Genomic DNA, 17,611 nt, shown 5'->3' with positions numbered 1-17,611 from the left:
ATCACATTCAACATTGAAGGTGACTGGTCAACCGCCTTCGCTAGCAAGTCGGATCGCCGCACCGCAGCCCCCACATTGATTCTCGCCACACGTGAAGAAAGCGTTATAGAGTGAACGGCCATGTCTGCTTCAAGGATGATTCACCCATGCCGACCACCGAACCCGTTATCACGTTCGAGCGCTTCAACGAATCCCATATCGAAGGCATTACGGCGCTGTACAACGATCCCGCCATCGCCCGGCAGACCCTGCAAATGCCGTTTCAGTCCACCGAGCTCTGGCGCAGTCGCCTGGCGCTGGATAACGAACGCCTGGTGAAGGTAGTGGCCCTGCATCAAGGCACGGTCATCGGCAACATTGGCCTGGAACAGTTCTCGCGCATTCGTCGCAGCCATGCCGGCAGTTTCGGCATGGGTGTTGCGGTCGAGTGGCAAGGGAAGGGTGTGGGTTCGAAGCTGCTCGCGACGGCGCTGGATATCGCCGACAACTGGATGAACCTGCAGCGCGTCGAGCTTTCGGTGTATGCCGATAACGAAGCGGCCATTGCCCTGTACCGCAAGTTCGGCTTCGAAACCGAGGGCCTGTTTCGTGATTACGCCGTTCGCGACGGTGTACTGGTGGACACCTTGAGCATGGCGCGCCTGCGTCGCCCGCCCAGGGCCGGCTGAGTCATTCGCCCAGGGCGATCGCCACCGCAGCTGGCGCTTGCAGCTCGGTGGTGTCGAGCAAGGGCAGGGTGCTTTGTTCGGGCAGATCAGCAAGTCCACTTTCAATACCGTTCGCGCTTTTAGTCGTACGCTGGCAACGCGCATCTGCCATTCTGAAAGTCCGCAGTACTGCTTCAACCAAAGGATCACCGCAATGGACGATGTACAGCAACTGGGCGAGATGCTTCGTCACTACGCAGAAAGTGAAGCGCACAAGAAACAGCTGTTCGAGTCGCAATCGGTACAATGGGCGGCGCGCATTGCTGAACTGTTCGATCAGATCCAGCAGTGGCTGGAGCCAGTGCTGGTACCGCATCTGCTGGAAGTAAGCCGTGAGGCCTATGTCGCATCGGGGCCGAGCGTGCCAGTCGAGGCATCGACGTTCAAGAGCGAAAAGCTGTCCATTGTGATTGCTGGCAAGCCGGTGGAGTTCGTACCGGATGTGATGGGTGTCGGCGGGCAGATTTCCATTGCCGTGATGGGATTTACCGCAGCACGTTATGGCAGCGTGTCACTGGTGTGCCTGCCGCCATCCACTGGCTGGCAGTGGCGCAAGACCAATGGCTTGAAAGACCCGGACACGTTTGAGTTCGATGCAAACTTCCTGGCGCAACAGCTGCAGAGCCTGATTCCCCGCGAGCGCAGCTGATGTCATAGGTCAGGGCGACCCGCGTCTATCTGCACCATAGACGCGGGCTCGCTGGCGCCAGCAGTTACTGTCGCACGTTCTGATACAGCATTAACCTTGAGGTTTCATGCATGGCGCGGGTCAACTGCACCAGGCGCTTGAACTCTTCAGGGTTTTGCTCGGCCACGTTGTCCAGGGGCGTCTTCGAGGCAAGGTCGTGGAGCGTTGGCGAGCTGCCGTCGTGCTCCATTTGCACCATGTAATGTTGAGTCACGCCGGCAATCAGCGGGAACGTTCCTTCGCGCAATACCAGCGGTACCACGCGTTCACCCTCGGGCGCTGGCTGCTGAATATCGCGACCCATGCCGCTGTTGCGGAACTCAAGACCGGCCATGCCCGCCACGGTTGGCAACAAATCCACCAGGCCAACCGCCTCCTGGACCTTGCGTGTCCCGAGCAAGCCCGGGGCGTGGATGATCATCGGCACCGCATTGCTTTCCAGGCCCAGTTGCTCATAGGCCGGGGCCAGGAAAGGGATTTGCGCGATACGGGTGTTGTGGTCGCCAAACAGCACAAAGATGGTGTTGTCGTAGTAGCCGCCGGCCTTGGCGATTTCCATCAAGCGGCCGATGTTGAAGTCCAGCAGGCGCACGGCGTTGTATTGCTCGACACTGCGCGACCCTGCGGCCTGGACTTCCTCGAGGGTAGGGTGCTTGACCTCGAATCCATCATTGGTCTTGGGAATCGTGAAGGGACGATGGTTGCCGGCAGTCTGTACATACGCAAAGAACGGTTTGTCCTTGGGCAGCGCCTGCAGGAGCTGGTCGGTCTCCTTGAACAGGTCCAGATCGGAAATGCCCCAGACATCCACCACCGGGGATTTCCAGTCCCGCTCTTCGTACAGGCGAACGCCGTCGATGCTTTGCCGAATCAAGGCATTCATGTTGGCCCAGCCGGAATTGCCGCCGATGGTGTAGATCTTCTCGTAGCCGGTGAAGGCATTGACCAGGGAGTGCTGCCGGGTGATCAACGGGTTACGCGTCGCAGTCTCTTGACGCGTGACGTCAGGGACCCCGGAAATGCTGGCCCATACGGTTTTTGCTGTGCCGGTCACCGGCACATAGAAGTGCTCGAAGAACCAGCTCTGCGTGGCCAGGCGATCGAGATTGGGGGTCGGATTGATCGGGTTGCCGTAAGCCCCGACAGCACTGGTGCCCAGGGATTCAAGCATGACAAACATCACGTTCGGCGGTCGTGATCCCGGTACTTTGTAGGGTTGTGGTGCCTGGTGGCGAACAAAATTAAGCGTTTGCGGATCGGGCTGGTCAACGCCCAGGTAGTTGGCCATGACTGAATAGTGCTCGCGCACCTGTGCTTCGTCATAGCGCGACTGGCCGACCTTGAGCGTGTCATACAGGAAGATCACCGGGTTGAGCCCCAGTGCGGCAGTCTGGTTATTGCCCGAGAAGAAGGCATCGCTCCAGCGCAATGGCACAGGGTTTTCCAGGTTCATGTTCTCGACACGGCCTAAAATGCCCAGCAATACCACCATGACCATCAACGCGCCGCCCCATGTGGCAGAGAACGGGTGAATCGGTTTGCGAGGGCGGTCCAGCGTCACACGCTCCAGATGCACCAGGGCCAGTGTCGTCAACGCTACCGTTGCCAGCCAACCCAGAGAAATCCAGATGACCGGGTAGGTCTGCCAGACCATGTCACGGGATATTTGTGCATCCTCGATGAAGCGCAATACCGTGGCGTTGATCCTCATGCCCAGGTAAGCGTAATGCCCGAAATCGATGATGTAGATCAGCAGCAGGGCGCCTAGAGCCGCGAAAATGTAAAGGCGTGCGATCCAGCGCAGCAAGCGGCTTGTGATGAGGTTCCAGCGAGGAATCCAGGCAAGCAAAGCCAACGGCAGCATTACCAGAATGGCCAGGCGCAGATCGAAACGAAAGCCGATGCCCAGGGTTTCCCGTACGGCCTCGTCCTTGATCAGGGCATTAGCGTCGAAACCGGAATAGCCGAAAAAGAACACCACCCGTAGCAGGGCAAACAACGCAAACAGAATCGCTGTTGCGCCTAGCCAATAGTGCAAACGTCTCGATTGCAGCCAACCCATCCAAGTTCCCCTGTTAAATTTGTCGTTGAAGCTCAAACGGATCTGGATGCTTTAAACACTGGGCTGGGTTGTTTGTTCAGGCAACCATACGTCCAGCGTGTGAAATGCATCAGAAGTGCCACGCAGCAAAATAGACCCAGTAGTGGATCAATCAGGTAATCCCAATAGTTTTGCGAAGGTTTTATCCCGGCGATGAAGGCCAGGGTCGCGCTGGACAGCATCACGACGGCCAGGCTGTTGCGCAGGTAAAACAGGCCCAGAGTGAGCAGTGCGAAGAAAATCAACATCGGGCGCGGGCTGTATCCAAGTCGATAAGGATCCAGATCGCTCAGACCAAGGGTTGCCGGGTACAGCACCAGGGCCAACAGGGCGAACATGATCAGAATGCAGGTTTTACCCTGCCGCGCAGGCGGCAGGTAGCCCAGCCGACGTAAACAGCCCCATGCCATGAACACCAGTGACGTGATCGCAAGGTCATCGATGTGGCTGCGCAAATACGTGGCCAACGACAACCCGTCCAGCGGTATGAAGCTGGCGGCCAGCAAGGCGGCCAGCAGCGCGATACGCCAGCTCCTGTTCAAACCGAAAGACGGCAGCAAGAGGAAGATGATCATCGCGAAGCAGATATGGGCTTGCCAAAGGTTAATCATTTGAGTCGCTCGGACAGCCACGCATCGTTGAAAGTAACGTGCTTGATGAAAGTGTTGTTCCAGGAATAAACCAGGTGATACATGCCGTCCGGGCTGCGGATGAAATATGGATATTCATATTCAAACTCGCAGCCTCGGGGGTTACAGACACGTGTGTCGAGATTGTTCAGGAATTGCGCCTCCAGAGGTTGGCGCAGCGCGCCACTGGAACCGCGGAACTCATTGCCTATGATTTTTTTGTAGGCCTGGGGTGAAAACGGATCTCCTTCCGGATCAGGTGATTTGTCCAGGTCACGCAACGAGCGCCAATTGTCCATTTTTTCGTCTGTGCCATAAAGGCTCAGTTTGAAGCGCCCCTCTTGCAGGTCATTTAGCGCTACCAGCAGCCCATGCTCGGGGGTTGCGACGGCCGCCAGCGAGGAGTTCGGATTCCATGGCTCGAGCGGATAAGGTTCACTCCAGTTTTGTCCGGCATCTTCAGTGCGGGTTGCCAGAACACGGTGGTGGGTGTTGCCGGCATAACGCAACAAGGCGATGCCGCGCTGCCCATCCAGCGGAACCACCGTGGGTTGCAATGAGTTCTTGCCGTGGCTGATGCGGTATTTGTCGATCACATCACCGTCTGCGCTCAAGTAGAGGTACTCGGCAAACTTGCCCAGGAACTCGTGGTAGACCGGTAAACCGATGGAACCGTCGGCATGAAACACGGGTGCGGACCGGACCAGGGTGCTGATGTTCAGAAAGGGGGACGTGATCAGTTGGCGCGGAGCGGACCAGGTTTCACCGAAATCGTCGGAAACCATCACGTTGACTGCACTGCCGGCCCAGCCGCCCATGGACACGGATACGTAGAACAACCACAGGCGTTTATCCGGCGCCAGTGCAATCACCGGGTTGCCCAGCTTGCGAATGTATCTTTGGGTGCCCTGTTGGGTCGAATTCCGTGTCGCCAATACCCGTTCGGCACCCCATTCGCCGGTTTTCGCGTCGAAGCGGGCGGAACGCACCTGCACATCGGCTGCGCCTTCGCGAGAGCCGGCAAACCAGGCTGTCATCAAACTACCGTCAGGCAAGGCTGTTACGGCCGAGGAGTGCACGAAGTCCACCAGCCCGGACGAGGCGAAACGGCTGGTATAAATGGGCCTGGCTACTTGATCGGTCACAGCCTTCACTGGATTCATCGCAAAGGACGAATGCGTGTGGGCAGGATTGAGTAACCATGCGGTCACAAACAGGCAAGACAGTGCGAGATAAACACCGAGGGCAGGAATACTGGGTAGCTTGATGCGCATTTGAGGCTAGGCATCTCTTGGCCCGATCGAGGGCCATAACTTATCACCTATAGTTGCAAGATCGATTTTATGCAAATGAAGTATTTGTAAGTAAATGTGTTTAAGGCGTCGCCGCTTTTGAAAAAGTCGACTCGCTGAAGTGGGGGATTGATTGAATCCAGGCGTATATTGATAGTGTCGATTCAGACAGTTGAGGCGATAGTAAATCGTCGGTGGTGTGACAGGCCAGAGCGCTGGGGGAATTGGATATCCCGGAACGTTTGGAGGTGTTACATGAGCCAGTATCAACGACTCTTTCTGATAGCAGGTCCAGCCATGCGCCACACCCCGGCGTTGGAACGAGCTATCGCCATTGCCCAAGCCACTGGTGCAGCGCTGCACATCACGGTGTTTATCGAAGACTCCAACCTCTTGGGTTTGATGAGCGCAGGTGCGCGTTTTCGTGAGGCCTGTCAGCAAGAGAACGAAAAGTGGCTCAAGGATGAGGCCGAGCTAATTCGCGGGCACGGGGTCAAGGTGAGTACCGAAGTACTTGTTACGCGAACCGCGCTGCAAGAAATACTTGTGCATGTGGCAGAAATGCAGCCGGATCTGGTTATCAAGGACGTGCAACACGAGTCGGCGCTCAAACGCGTTTTCATTACGCCTCTGGATTGGCACCTGTTGCGCGAATGTCCGGTGGCTGTGCATCTGGTCAGCGAAGTCAGGTGCCCACTTCCGCGAGTGGTAGTGGCGGCAGTCGATCCGTCACAACCCGAGACTCAGATCACTGGCATCAACGACCGCATCATCCAGGCGGCGAACGGATTGTCGATGCAATGCAGCGCGGAGCTGCATCTGCTGTATGCCTACGATCTATCGCTGACACATATATCCGACGCAGGTGCTGGTGCAGTGACGATGCCGGGCTTCAGCAGCGATGTGCGCAAGTCACTGCAAAAGTCATTTATCGCACTGGCCGACCACTACGGCGTGCCCACTGAGCGACAACACTTCGTTGAAGGGCCACCTGGCAAAGCACTGGCCGACTTTGCAGCGCATCACCGGGCCGATGTGATCGTCATGGGAAATGCGCATCGCAAGGGGCTGGGCAAATGGGTGGGCAGTACGACGGAGCATGTCCTGTATCAAGTGCCCTGCAACATTCTTGCCGTTGCGGGATCCGCGGATCAGTGAATGGATTGGCTGTTACACCGCAAAATGGCTCGCTCCTACGGAGATCACATTGATTTCCCAGGAGCGAGGCTTGCCCGCGAGAGGCCTTTGAGCCAGCCCCCCGATCATTTCAACGCCGGATCCCCCATGTTCATTTTCTTCCACCCCTGCAACAGCACCTGTGCCTTGGGCTCCTGGCCGTTGGCCAGGTAATACTGGATCAGCGACAAGCGGGCATTACGGTTGGCCGGTTGTTCTTTCAACAGCCGTTCCAGTTCTGCGCAGGCTTCGTCAATCTTGCCGCTGTCATGCAGGGCCACTGCCAGTACGTAGCCGAATTGCCCACTCTGCGGTTCCAGCTTCGCGGCCTGGCGCAGGTACGGCATGGCTTGAGCCGCCTGGCCGGCACGAATCAGTGCCAGGCCCTGGGTGTATTGCAGCAGGCCCGAGTCAGGATGGTCCTTGAGGCTTTGCGCCAGCAGGGCATGACTTTCCTGGCTGCGACCGTTGGCCTCCAGCCACTGCACCAGGGTGACCAGCGCCGGGTAGAAGTCCGGATCGCGTTGCAGGGCCGTGCGCAGGAATCCTTCGACTTCTGCATTGCGACCGCTGGCCTGATACAGCATCGCCAGGTTGAGGTTCGCTTCGGCGCGTTCGAGCAGGTTTTTCTGCACCGCCTCGTATTCGGCGATGGCGGCATTCCAGCTGTCCTGGGCCGTGCCCAGGCCGTTGGCCGCGACACTGAGCAGATCACGGGCGGCGGCGATGCGCACGGCTCTCACAGGGTCACTCAACAAGGGTGTCAGCAGTGGCGCACGTTCCGCTGGCGGCAGGAAGGCGCTGAGTGCGCGGATGGCGCTCTCACGGACTTGCGGCGCCGGGTTGTTGAGGTCCCTGGTGGCCAGTTTCAACGCTTGTTCGCTCGGATACTGCGACAATTCGCCAAGCAGCGTCGCGCGCTGGATCGCCGGCAGGTTGCTCCGTTGCAGTTGTTCGATCAAGGCCTGTGCGGCACCGGCCTGACCGTTGCGAATCAGCCACAGGCTTTCGTCGTAGCGAGGGGCTTGTACCGCGCTGGCGTTGGCGGTGTTCCACAGCTTGAACTGCTCGGTGACCTTGTCGCCGGCCTTGCCCTGGTGGCAGGTCAGGCAGGCATCAGGCGTACCGAGTTTCTTTGCCCGCTCAGGGTTGGGGATGCTGAAGCTGTGGTCATGCCGCAAGTCATTGCCCATGTAGAACTTGCCGGGCATATGACAATCCACGCACTGCGAACCCGGTTGGCCAATGGTGTGGCGAGTGTGTTCGACGGAGTCGTAGTTTTTCGCTTGCAGGCCCTTGCCGTCGACGCCTTCCACGGTGGTTTTGCCGGCGGTGTTGTGGCATTGCAGGCAGACACCGTTGCCTGGCGCTTTCAATTGCGTGCTGTGCGGGTTGTGGCAGTTGCTGCAACGCACGCCCTTGTCGAACATTTTGCTCTGGGCAAAGGAGCCGTGTTCGAACACTTCGTCCTTGATCTTGCCGTCCAGCGCGTACAGCTCGCGGGTCAGGACGCTCGGCAGGTAGTCGTCCATCAGCCGCTTGCCGACCGTGTAGCCATCATCCAGAGGCGCGCGGCGCGAGTGGCAGCGGGCGCAGGTTTCGATTTCGACGGTGGCGTTCTTGTCCTTGAGGTCGACGGCAAAGCCGGCATGGATCAGATCGGTCTTCTTCGCCGTCCATTCCAGGTGACTGGATGCGGGGCCATGACAGGCCTGACAGCCGACACCCAAGCTGTTCCAATTGCTGTCGAAGGTGTTTTTTGCCGCATCGAAATTGCGCTTGAAGTCGGTGGTATGGCATTCGACGCACATGAAGTTGGCGTTCTGGCTCGGTTTGCTCCAGTGCAGCGGGTTCTTGAAGTTCACGCCCTGGCCCGGATAAAGGTGAAACCAGCGGTGCTTTTCGGTATCCCAGGCAATGCCAAGGGCCTGCAACCGGCCTTCGCCGACTTCGATCAGGTACTGCTGCAAGGGGGCGATGCCAAAGGCATAGGCCACCTTGAAATCGGCATTCCTGCCATCGATGCCCGGCGTGTTGACCCAGTATTCGTCGCCTTTGCGCGAGAACACCGTGGTCTCCTTTTCGGCCTTGAAGGTGACGTTGTTGAAGTCGCCGAGCATCGTGTCCGCGTTGGCTTGCTGCATCGCCAACTGGTGGTGGGAGCCTTGCCAGTCCTTGACCTGCTCGCCGTGGCAACCCTGGCATTGCTGCTCGTCGACCATTTTTGCAGGCGCGATGGCGACGGGTTGCGGTTTGGCCGGTTGAACAGCAGGGGGGCTGACGGTGACCGGCCTGGGCGGCGTGGGTGTACTGCTCAGCAAAAACCAGCCAATACCCGCCACAGTCAGCAACAGGATGCCGATGGTGACGGGGAACAGATAACGGTTGATCAGGGTCGGTTGCGAATCAGGGTTTGGCTGTGCAGCTTTGTTTTTATTTTTCGGCATTACGACTTCCATGGTCCAGGTGCGATTGCCGTCAGGCGCGCGTTGAGGCTTGATGCAGCTTTGCCGGAGGGTCGGCGTCTGTCAAATGGCATTGTTTTGAGGCAGATGGCCTCTTCGCGAGCAGGCTCGCTCCCACAGGGGAACACATCCTCATGTGGGAGCGAGCCTGCTCGCGAAGGCGGCCGCCAAGGCGCAACATCACTCCCCGACAAACCACCGGTAATACGGATTCCCGGAATCCCCACGCATCACCTCGCGCATCTCCCTGGCCCAACCCTCACGGTCACCCTCATAGGCATGCAGGCTCGCCCGGTAGAACTGCATCAGGCGTTGTTGCTGGGTGTTCATGCGCTCGATAAACCCGGCATCGGCGTTCAGCAGTGCGGGTGACTGATACAGGTCGAGCAGGGCGGGAAGCACTCGGGTGATTTCCCTGGCCCGCACCCAGGGCGCGTATTCGATGCGCGGTTGATCGTCCGTCACCGGTTGCGCTTGCCCAGCGAAGCGTTCCAGCCCCGCACGGTCAGTCACCCAGGTGGCGAGCAATGCCGCGGCCGAGCCGATGCCGATATCCTGCAAGGTGCTGCGGACACTGTCCTGCTGCAAGCGTGCGTTGATCTTCGCCGTATCCAGCTCAATCGGCTCCATCGAACCCACCAGCAGCATCTCGTGGAACTCGCTGGTCCACAGGTTCGCGTAGGGGAATACGTCGAGGAAGCTGCGCACCAGTGAGCGCGAGTCGTCGATATTCTGCGTCGGCAGCGGCAGCCATTGGGCGACCAGGCCCTGTTTTTGCAACCGGCTGGCGGCCAGTTGGTAGAAGTCCCGGGAATACAGGTTGACCACGCCGGCAGCGGAGGGCGGTGGCGGTTCAAGGGTGATCAGGTCGTAGCGCTGTGGATTGCGCAGCAGTTCCTGGCGACCGTCACGCAAGCGCACATCGACACCCGGATCGGCTGCGGCATTGAAATTGCCCTTGAACAAGGGGGCCGCCTTGACCACCGAGGGCAGCAGTTCGGCGACCACGCGATGTTCCAGGCCGGGGTAGCGGGTCAGGGCGCCGGCGGTGATGCCGGTGCCGAACCCGATCACCAGCGCCGAACGCGGTTCACCGTTGTGGATCAGCAAGGGCAGCAGCGCCTGAATCCGCATGTAACGCAGGGACGGCATGGCGTCGCCGGTATTGGACACGCCCTGGATATACAAACGCTGGAACGCCCGTTCGCCCTTGCCCTGGGTGACCACGGCGACGGTCCCGCCACGGCCTTCTTCGTAAAACGTCAGCGTGCCATTGCGTGCGCCCGGCAGCAGGCTGGCGAGCTTGTTGACCGGCGTGAACACGGCCAGTGCCAAGGACACCAGGCCAATGGCAACCACCGCCTGACGCCGGCCTTTCTTCACACCATGGCCCTTGCGCACGGCGAGGTACGCGATACCGGCGGCGATCATCGCCAGCAGGCCCAGGGTCCGTACCAGCCCCAGCATCGGGATCAGGACAAAGCCGCAGAGCATCACGCCGATGATTCCGCCAAGGGTATTGAACGCGACGACTTCGCCGACGTTGCGCCCCACCTGTGCGCCGCCGACGCTCAAGCGCAGGGCCAAGGGGAACGCCGCACCCAGCAACAGGGTCGGTACAAATACAATGCTCAAGGCCGCCACCGCAAAGCGCGTGCTCATGCCCGCCAGTTCACTGCCGCCCCATGACAATACCCAGGATTCGGCCAGGGTCTGGGCGAGCACCAGCCAGCGTCCGAGCAACGCCACTTCCAGCAAGGCAATCGCCCCGGCTGCGGCAATCAGCAAACCGAACACCCCCCAGGGATCACGCAGGCGATCGACCCGACGGGCCAGCAGCATGCTGCCCAGGAACAACCCGGTAAGGTAGGTTGCCAGCACCACGGCAAAGGCGTAGGTACGGGTGCTCATGAATTGCACGATCGATTGCGACCACACCACTTCGTAGCCCAGCGCTACGCCACCGGCAATGGAGTACAGCCACAGGGCCAGGCGGTCGGGGGCTTTTTGAACGTGATGTTTCGCTACCGTATCAACGGGGGCCACGCGCCGGCGCTGGAACCACAGGGCCCCTGCGGCGGCCAGCAGGTTCAGCATGGCAGCGGCCAGCGCACTGCCGCGCACGCCGAGGGTGGCAACCAGCACGAACGCGGCGAGCAGGGTGCCGGCGATGGCCCCGGCGGTGTTCGCCGCATACAGTTGCCCGCCGGCCTTGCCCAGGTGTTGCGGGTCAGTGGCCAGGGAGCGAACCAGCACCGGCAGGGTGCCGCCCATCAGCAACGCAGGAATGCCCACCAGCGCGAACGGCAGTACCCAGGCCAGCAAGCCCACGTGCGCTTCCAGCCAGGCAAACGGGCTGGCCGCCAGGCTCATGGCGAAGGTCGCAGCGACGCCCAGTACCGCCACCAGCACTTCCAGACCGGCGTAGAGCACAACCGGGTGCTGCATCCGGTCCGCCCAGCGGCCGAACAGCAAGCCGCCCAAGGCCAGCCCGGCAAAGAATGCGCTGATCCCGGTGGTGATGGCGTAGACCTCGACGCCCACGACCAATGACAGCTGCTTGATCCACAGTACCTGATACACCAGCGCCGCGGCACCGGAGACAAACAGCAGCAGGGCGGGGATCAACAGCGCCGGGGAGGTGACTTGAGGGGCAGGTATGGCCGACGACTTGCTGGCGACACGTGAGGTCATGGATCTGTTGCCTTGTGCGAATTTTTGAATCGATTACGTAGGAGCTGCCGCAGGCTGCGATCTTTTGATCTTGCTTCTTTAAAATCAAGATCAAAAGATCGCAGCCTGCGGCAGCTCCTACAGTGATCGCATTCACATTGCAGAAAAGTCCGCTCGCCGGTGAGGGCGAGCGGCGGTCTTACTGTGCAGCTTTCATTTTTTCAGCGATCTTGGCATCTACCGCAGCACGGATCTGGTCGATGCTGAAGCTCGCCGGTTTCTGGCTTGGCGGGTATTCGATGAACGTTTGCAGGAACCCGGCCGCTTTTTGTACGGCTTGCGCGGCGAGGTAGACGTTTTTGGTCTGCCAATCGTAATACTGGTCGGAAACCACGTCGGCCCGTTCATACGGGTCCATCCTCAGGTTGAAGATTTTCGGTACGCGCAGGCACACGAACGGTTCGCTCCAGACTTTAAAACCACCGGGCTCGCGTTGTTCGCAGAACACCACTTTCCAGTTACCGAAGCGCATCGACACCAGCACGCCGTCGTCGTTGAAGTAGTAGAACTCCTTGCGCTCGCCTTTAGGTTGTTGGCCGGTCAGGTAGGGCAGTTGGTTGAAACCGTCCAGGTGCACTTTGAAGTTGTTGCCACCCGAAGTCGGTGCCCAACCCTTGAGCAGCTTTTCCTTCACGTCGGTTTCGCCCGCGGCTGCCAGCAAGGTCGGGAACCAGTCCATGCCCGAAAACATTTCGTTGGAGACTTCACCGGCCTTGATCTTGCCCGGCCAGCGAATGATCGCCGGCACGCGGTAGGCGCCTTCCCAGTTGGAGTTCTTCTCGTTACGGAACGGCGTGGTGGCCGCGTCCGGCCAGGAGAACTGGTTCGGGCCGTTGTCGGTGGTGTAGACGACGATGGTGTTGTCGGCGATTTTCAGGTCATCGAGGGTCTTCAGCAGTTTGCCGACGTCGCCGTCGTGTTCCAGCATGCCATCGGCGTATTCGTTGCCGGGCATGCCGCTCTGGCCCTTCATCGAATCGCGCACGTGGGTGAACAAATGCATGCGTGTGGTGTTCATCCAGACGAAGAACGGCTTGTCGGCCTTGGCCTGTTTCTCGATGAAGGATTGAGCGGCAGCCGTGGTTTCGTCGTCGATGGTTTCCATGCGCTTGGTGGTCAGCGCACCGGTGTCTTCGATCTTGCCGTCGGCGAAGCTGTGGATCACGCCACGGGGGGTATTGGCCTTGACGAACTCGGCATCGTCTTTTGGCCAGTACGGACGCTCAGGCTCTTCTTCGGCGTTGAGGTGGTACAGGTTGCCGAAGAACTCGTCGAAACCGTGGTTGGTCGGCAGGTATTCATCCTTGTCGCCCAGGTGGTTCTTGCCGAACTGGCCGGTGGCGTAGCCTTGGGACTTGAGCGCCTGGGCGATGGTGATATCACGCTTTTGCAGGCCAACCGGTGCGCCCGGGATGCCGACTTTCGACAGGCCGGTACGCAAAGGCGTCTGGCCAGTGATGAACGAAGACCGGCCGGCGGTGCAGCTGTTCTCCGCGTAATAGTCGGTGAACATCATGCCTTCTTTGGCAATGCGGTCGATGTTCGGCGTCTTGTAGCCAACCACGCCCATGGAATAGGCGCTGATGTTGGTCTGGCCGATATCGTCGCCGAAGATCACCAGAATGTTGGGTTTATCAGCGGCTCCGGCTGTTGCCGAAATCGCCATCACCGAGGTTGCCACCAGGGCGAGTTTCGGTAGCCACTTACCTATGCGAGTCATCTGACTGGCTCCTTTTCACTGCGTCGCTGAATGCGACAAACGTTTATTGCGGTCCTGCGTAACGCTTTTTTTATTGCACTTGCTCGGGTGTGGCGGCGTCGTACGGATAGATCCGGCGCCATTCGGACGCCATGTCGACGACTGTCCAGCCACGCTTGTTCGCTTCGTCCAGGGCCTTGTCCAGGCGACCGATCTGCGACTGTCGGTCGTAAGCCCATTCGCGTTTGGCGTCGGTGTGATGCACCAGCCCCATGAATCGTTTGCCGGGACCGGCGGCGGTCCACTGGAGCATTTGCAGGTCACCGTCGGAATTGCCGAACGCGAGGATCGGACGACGACCGATTACCGCGTCGATGCTTTCCGGCTTGCCTGGGCCATCGTCGTTGTGGGCCAGTTTCGGCGTGCGCAAGATCGACGCCTCGCCGTCCTTGTACTGGAACGCGGTGACGAAGGTGGTGCCGATGACTTGTTCCGGTGGAACGCCATAGACCTTCTCGGCAAAGGCGCGCATGAACCCGGTATCGCCACCGGAGACGATGTAGGTCTTGAAGGCGTTACCGCGCAGGTAGTCGAGCATCTCCAGCATCGGCTGGAAGATCATTTCGGTGTACGGCTTGCCGGTTTTCGGATGCCTGGCCTGACTCAGCCAGGTCTTGGCGTAGTCATCGAACGCTTCGCTGGTCATGCCGGTGTGGGTCGCCCCGAAGATCTTCATCATGCCTTCCATGCCGCTGGCGGCCAGTGCCTTGTGATCGTTTTCCAGCACGGCCTGGAATGGCTGGGTGGTTTTCCATTCCGGGTGCTGCGGCGCTGTGCGTTTGACTTCTTCGAGGGCGAACAGCAATTCGAAGTACATCGGCTGCTCGCTCCACAAGGTGCCGTCGTTATCGAACACGGCAATGCGCTCTTCGGGTTTGACGTAGTCCTTGCTGTTTTGATCGGTCACCGCCTGCACGAACTCGATGATCTGCTTTTTCGACGGTCCATCGTTCCACGAGGGCAGCGGTTCGGCTGCCTGGACCAGCAGCGGCAGGCTCAAGACCAGGGTCAGCAGAAAGCTGAATACGCGATGATGGTGTAACGATATCGAATTCGTCATGGGAAACCCTTCTTGTGAACGGGGTTGAGCGGATGAAGAGCAGAAGAGACTGATTCTCTGTTGCACTCGGCCTGACTATGCAGCGTAGACAAGGATTCCCTGATTTGGCGCAGAGCCTGCTCTTTGTCCGTTTCACGGCCGTAACAGGCCCGCAGAAAGCTTTGCAGGCCCGGGCCGAGACCGGTCAGTTTCAGGCCCCGGCGGCTGCGTCGGGTCCACAGGTACAGGGCGCTCAATTGCGTCGGTTTGCTCTCCAGTTGTGCCGGAATCTGCTGCCACGCGTAGTCGGCGGACTCGAGCCAGGCGGCGTGTCGGGCGCGGCGGCGGGCTTGCCACTTGAGGTATGCGCGGTGTACGAGCGGGCGACTGAACCAGCCCAGTGCCACCACCGCCAACGCCAGGGCCAATAGTCCGAACCAGTGCCCGGAAAGATGCAGGCGATTGTGCTGGCCGAGTTTTTTCAGGTCTTCGGTGATTGAAAATACCGGCTTGTAGGCGCTGTTGGCCGCCGCGTCGAAGGTCATGCCAGGCACCGTGGCCGTGCGGGTTTGCTGGCTGCTGGCATCCCACCATTTCAGTTCGACGGATGGCAGGCTGTAGTGGCCTTCGGTGTCGATTCGATACGTCACGCTGTCGATGCGCTGGCCGCCATTGAAGTGGCCGCGACCGTCATCCAGATTGCGGATTTGCGCTGCTTTCGGGTAGCGACTCAGGCCCCTGATGGCCTCCAGCGTCGGTGTCGGCAATGACATGCCCAGGGCACCGTCGGCCTGTAGCGTCAGTTCCCGGGTGATGCTGTCGCCGACCTTCAGCGGCGTGGCCGAATGGATGATCTTTTGGGTAAGCCGTAGCCCTTGCGCCACCAGCACCGCCTCCCCGGGCTGGAATCCCGGCGGCTGTGCGGCGTTGAAGTGCAGTGGCTGACTGTGGGCGCTGAGTGCGTGGCTGGCCTGGCCCGGTGTGGCTTGTACGGTCAGCGCCGGAATGTCGAAGCCCTGGGCCAGGTTCGGGGTGATCAGGTAGCTGTAGCGCATGCCGCTGAAGGATTGGCCGTCGATCGTCTGGTTGATGTGCTCGGCATGGCCGTCCGGTGGCATCACCAGTGCGCCGGGTAACTTCAGGTCGGGCAGGGTGGGGGCGCTGGTGAACCAGGTGTCGGTGAAGACATCGAGTTGCAGTTCGACCAAGCTGCCGACCATGACGGGGGTGGTGGGTTGCAGGGTGGCCTGGACTTTCAGTTGAGGGTCGGCGGCGAATGTGTTGAGGCTGATCAGGCCGATGAGCAGGGCTCCGAGATTTGTGGTGAGTGGTCGGGCCCTTTCGCGAGCAGGCTCGCTCCCACAGGGGGTTTGTGGTGCGCTTGGATCAAATGTGGGAGCGAGCCTGCTCGCGAAGGCCGCGACACGGACTTTCAGGCTGATCACGGTTTAGCCCCCGCCTGATCCTGCAGGCTGAACTTCTGCTTGAGAAACTTCGCCGGCGACGTGGTCAGGTTCTGCAGCCATTGCTCATCCGAAGCCGCTTGTTGGGTTTCCATCTTTTTGCTTTGCCCTTTACCCGGCGCCTTGTCCATCTTGATTTCGTCGGGTTTGACCTCTGGCGTGTTTTTCTCGGCGCTTTCGGTGTCTTTCTGCAAGGCGATGGCCAGCGCCAGGTTGGCCGTGGCTTCGGGGAACTGCGGTTGCAACTTCAGCGCCTGGTTATAGGCGGCGATGGCCTGATCGAACTTGAACCGGCGCACGTAGATATTGCCCAGGTAGAAATACGCCTGCGGTGTGTTCAGGCGCGCGAAACTGGCCAGTGCCAGGTCGAAATCGGCCGCGTTGTAGGCGGCCACGCCTTTCCAGTACGGATCCACGAACAGCGCCGCCGCCTGAGGGTAGTGCTGGTGTTCGAAGGCCCAGCGGCCTTGCTGGTCGCGGGTGAAAAAGGCATCGGTCAGCGCATTGGCCTGTGCCGGCGCCGATTGCAGCCCCAGGCCCACCGCCAGCAGCAGTCCAGCCATCCAGTTCACGCTCCAGCCCCTGCGTACGCTGAAGAAAGCAAACAGCAACAGCGGCCAGCACAACCAGTAACCGGCGTCTTTCCAGTGCAATTCACGCTGTTCTTCGCTGGCTAACTGGTAGTGCTGCTCGGCGTGCAGTTCGATCCAGTCCAGATCGTCATCGTTGAGGGTCAGGCTGCCCAGCGGGGCATCCAGCGTTGAGGCAAGCTGCTTGAGGGCGTCCTGGTCGAAACTGCCGAGTTGCGGGCGACCATTGCTGTCGATGCGCGGCTGGCCGCTGGCATCGCGGATGATCCCGCCGTCGGTGCTGCCGGCCGCCAGAATCAGCACTTGCAACGCACTGCCAGCCAGTCGTTTGTCCAGCCCGGCCAGTGCCGTGGTGTCGGCGCCATCGGTGATCAGCAGCAGGGTACCGGGTGTTTTTTCGGCGGCCAGCAGGCGCTTGGCCTGATCGATAACGGCACCGGCATCTTTCCCCGGTTTGTTGATCAGATCGGTGCTCAGGGCCTGAATGAAGGTATCGAGCAGCGCCGGATCGTCGGTGGCGGGTAAAACCAGATGCGCGCTGCCGGCATAGGCAATCAAGGCGTTGCGCGAACCGGCGCGGCGCTGGACCAGGTCGTGGAGCTTGTGCTTGACCGCTTCCAGGCGACTGGGTGGGACATCGCTGGCGTCCATGGACGGCGACAGGTCGACGGCGATGATCAGCGGCGCGCGGTTTTCCAGAAAATCCGGGCGATCCTGTTCCCAGGTCGGCCCGGCGGCGGCGAGGGCGCCCAGTACCAACAGCGCACACAGCAGATGCACGGGGCGCAGGCGGTGCCGGTCTTGCGGGGTGATGAGCAGGTGCGGCAGCAGGTGCGCCGCGATATTGCTGCGCCAGCGCCGTTGCAGATCCTGGCTATGTCGCCACAGCACTGGCAGCAGTGCGCCGAACACGGCGAGCAACAGCCACACAGGGCGCAGGAAATGGAAGTCGCTGAGGTTGATGTCCAT

General features: G+C 60.0%; 13 protein-coding genes. 3 read left to right on the top strand and 10 right to left on the bottom strand.

Going from position 1 to position 17,611, the window contains the following annotated elements:
* Positions 1–146: 146 nt before the first annotated feature.
* Positions 147–668: a GNAT family N-acetyltransferase gene (locus ACXX83_RS11490; RefSeq protein ID WP_217835343.1), complete on the top strand. Its 522-nt coding sequence runs from the start codon at positions 147–149 to the stop codon at positions 666–668.
* 1 nt (position 669) lies between these two features.
* Here the strand turns inward: ACXX83_RS11490 and ACXX83_RS11485 are convergent, their stop codons facing one another.
* Positions 670–819 (bottom strand): hypothetical protein, encoded by a 150-nt coding sequence (locus tag ACXX83_RS11485; protein ID WP_458548514.1) that lies wholly within the window; start codon positions 817–819, stop codon positions 670–672.
* Positions 820–861: 42 nt separating this feature from the next.
* On the opposite strand from ACXX83_RS11485, the gene ACXX83_RS11480 reads away from it, so the two are divergent.
* A complete protein-coding gene (locus ACXX83_RS11480) occupies positions 862–1,356 on the top strand; it encodes a hypothetical protein (protein ID WP_458548513.1) in 495 nt (164 codons plus the stop codon).
* A gap of 64 nt (positions 1,357–1,420) precedes the next feature.
* On the opposite strand, the gene ACXX83_RS11475 is transcribed toward ACXX83_RS11480, so the two are convergent.
* The 3 genes from ACXX83_RS11475 to ACXX83_RS11465 are packed head-to-tail and all read right to left on the bottom strand — an operon-like array spanning position 1,421 to position 5,399.
* On the bottom strand, positions 1,421–3,457 hold the full coding sequence (locus ACXX83_RS11475) for an LTA synthase family protein (protein ID WP_458548512.1): 2,037 nt from the start codon (positions 3,455–3,457) through the stop codon (positions 1,421–1,423).
* Between the two features lie 32 nt (positions 3,458–3,489).
* A complete protein-coding gene (locus ACXX83_RS11470; protein ID WP_458548511.1) occupies positions 3,490–4,107 on the bottom strand; it encodes a hypothetical protein in 618 nt (205 codons plus the stop codon).
* Positions 4,104–5,399 (bottom strand): sialidase family protein, encoded by a 1,296-nt coding sequence (locus ACXX83_RS11465; RefSeq protein ID WP_458548510.1) that lies wholly within the window; start codon positions 5,397–5,399, stop codon positions 4,104–4,106. Before ACXX83_RS11465 ends, ACXX83_RS11470 begins: the two co-directional genes overlap by 4 nt.
* A 273-nt stretch (positions 5,400–5,672) precedes the next feature.
* Between ACXX83_RS11465 and ACXX83_RS11460 the strand changes: the two genes are divergently transcribed.
* Positions 5,673–6,575, top strand: coding sequence for a universal stress protein (locus tag ACXX83_RS11460; RefSeq protein WP_015095326.1), 903 nt, complete (start codon positions 5,673–5,675; stop codon positions 6,573–6,575).
* A 104-nt stretch (positions 6,576–6,679) separates the two neighbouring features.
* Here ACXX83_RS11460 and ACXX83_RS11455 read toward each other — a convergent pair whose 3' ends face one another.
* From ACXX83_RS11455 to ACXX83_RS11430, 6 genes are all read right to left on the bottom strand, one after another.
* Complete coding sequence (locus ACXX83_RS11455; RefSeq protein WP_458548509.1) at positions 6,680–9,040, bottom strand: tetratricopeptide repeat protein; 2,361 nt, start codon at positions 9,038–9,040, stop codon at positions 6,680–6,682.
* A gap of 198 nt (positions 9,041–9,238) precedes the next feature.
* Positions 9,239–11,752, bottom strand: coding sequence for a spermidine synthase (locus ACXX83_RS11450; protein ID WP_458548508.1), 2,514 nt, complete (start codon positions 11,750–11,752; stop codon positions 9,239–9,241).
* A gap of 178 nt (positions 11,753–11,930) precedes the next feature.
* Positions 11,931–13,511: an arylsulfatase gene (locus ACXX83_RS11445; protein WP_217835337.1), complete on the bottom strand. Its 1,581-nt coding sequence runs from the start codon at positions 13,509–13,511 to the stop codon at positions 11,931–11,933.
* 70 nt (positions 13,512–13,581) lie between these two features.
* Positions 13,582–14,610 (bottom strand): HAD family hydrolase, encoded by a 1,029-nt coding sequence (locus ACXX83_RS11440; RefSeq protein WP_458548507.1) that lies wholly within the window; start codon positions 14,608–14,610, stop codon positions 13,582–13,584.
* Positions 14,607–16,034 (bottom strand): hypothetical protein, encoded by a 1,428-nt coding sequence (locus ACXX83_RS11435; RefSeq protein WP_458548506.1) that lies wholly within the window; start codon positions 16,032–16,034, stop codon positions 14,607–14,609. The genes ACXX83_RS11440 and ACXX83_RS11435 overlap by 4 nt, the downstream gene beginning before the upstream one ends.
* Complete coding sequence (locus ACXX83_RS11430) at positions 16,031–17,611, bottom strand: VWA domain-containing protein (protein ID WP_458548505.1); 1,581 nt, start codon at positions 17,609–17,611, stop codon at positions 16,031–16,033. The genes ACXX83_RS11435 and ACXX83_RS11430 overlap by 4 nt, the downstream gene beginning before the upstream one ends.

Source organism: Pseudomonas sp. GNP012 (genome assembly GCF_054343835.1).
Note: the sequence above shows the minus strand (reverse complement) of the source record. Positions and strands in the feature narration are given on the sequence as shown.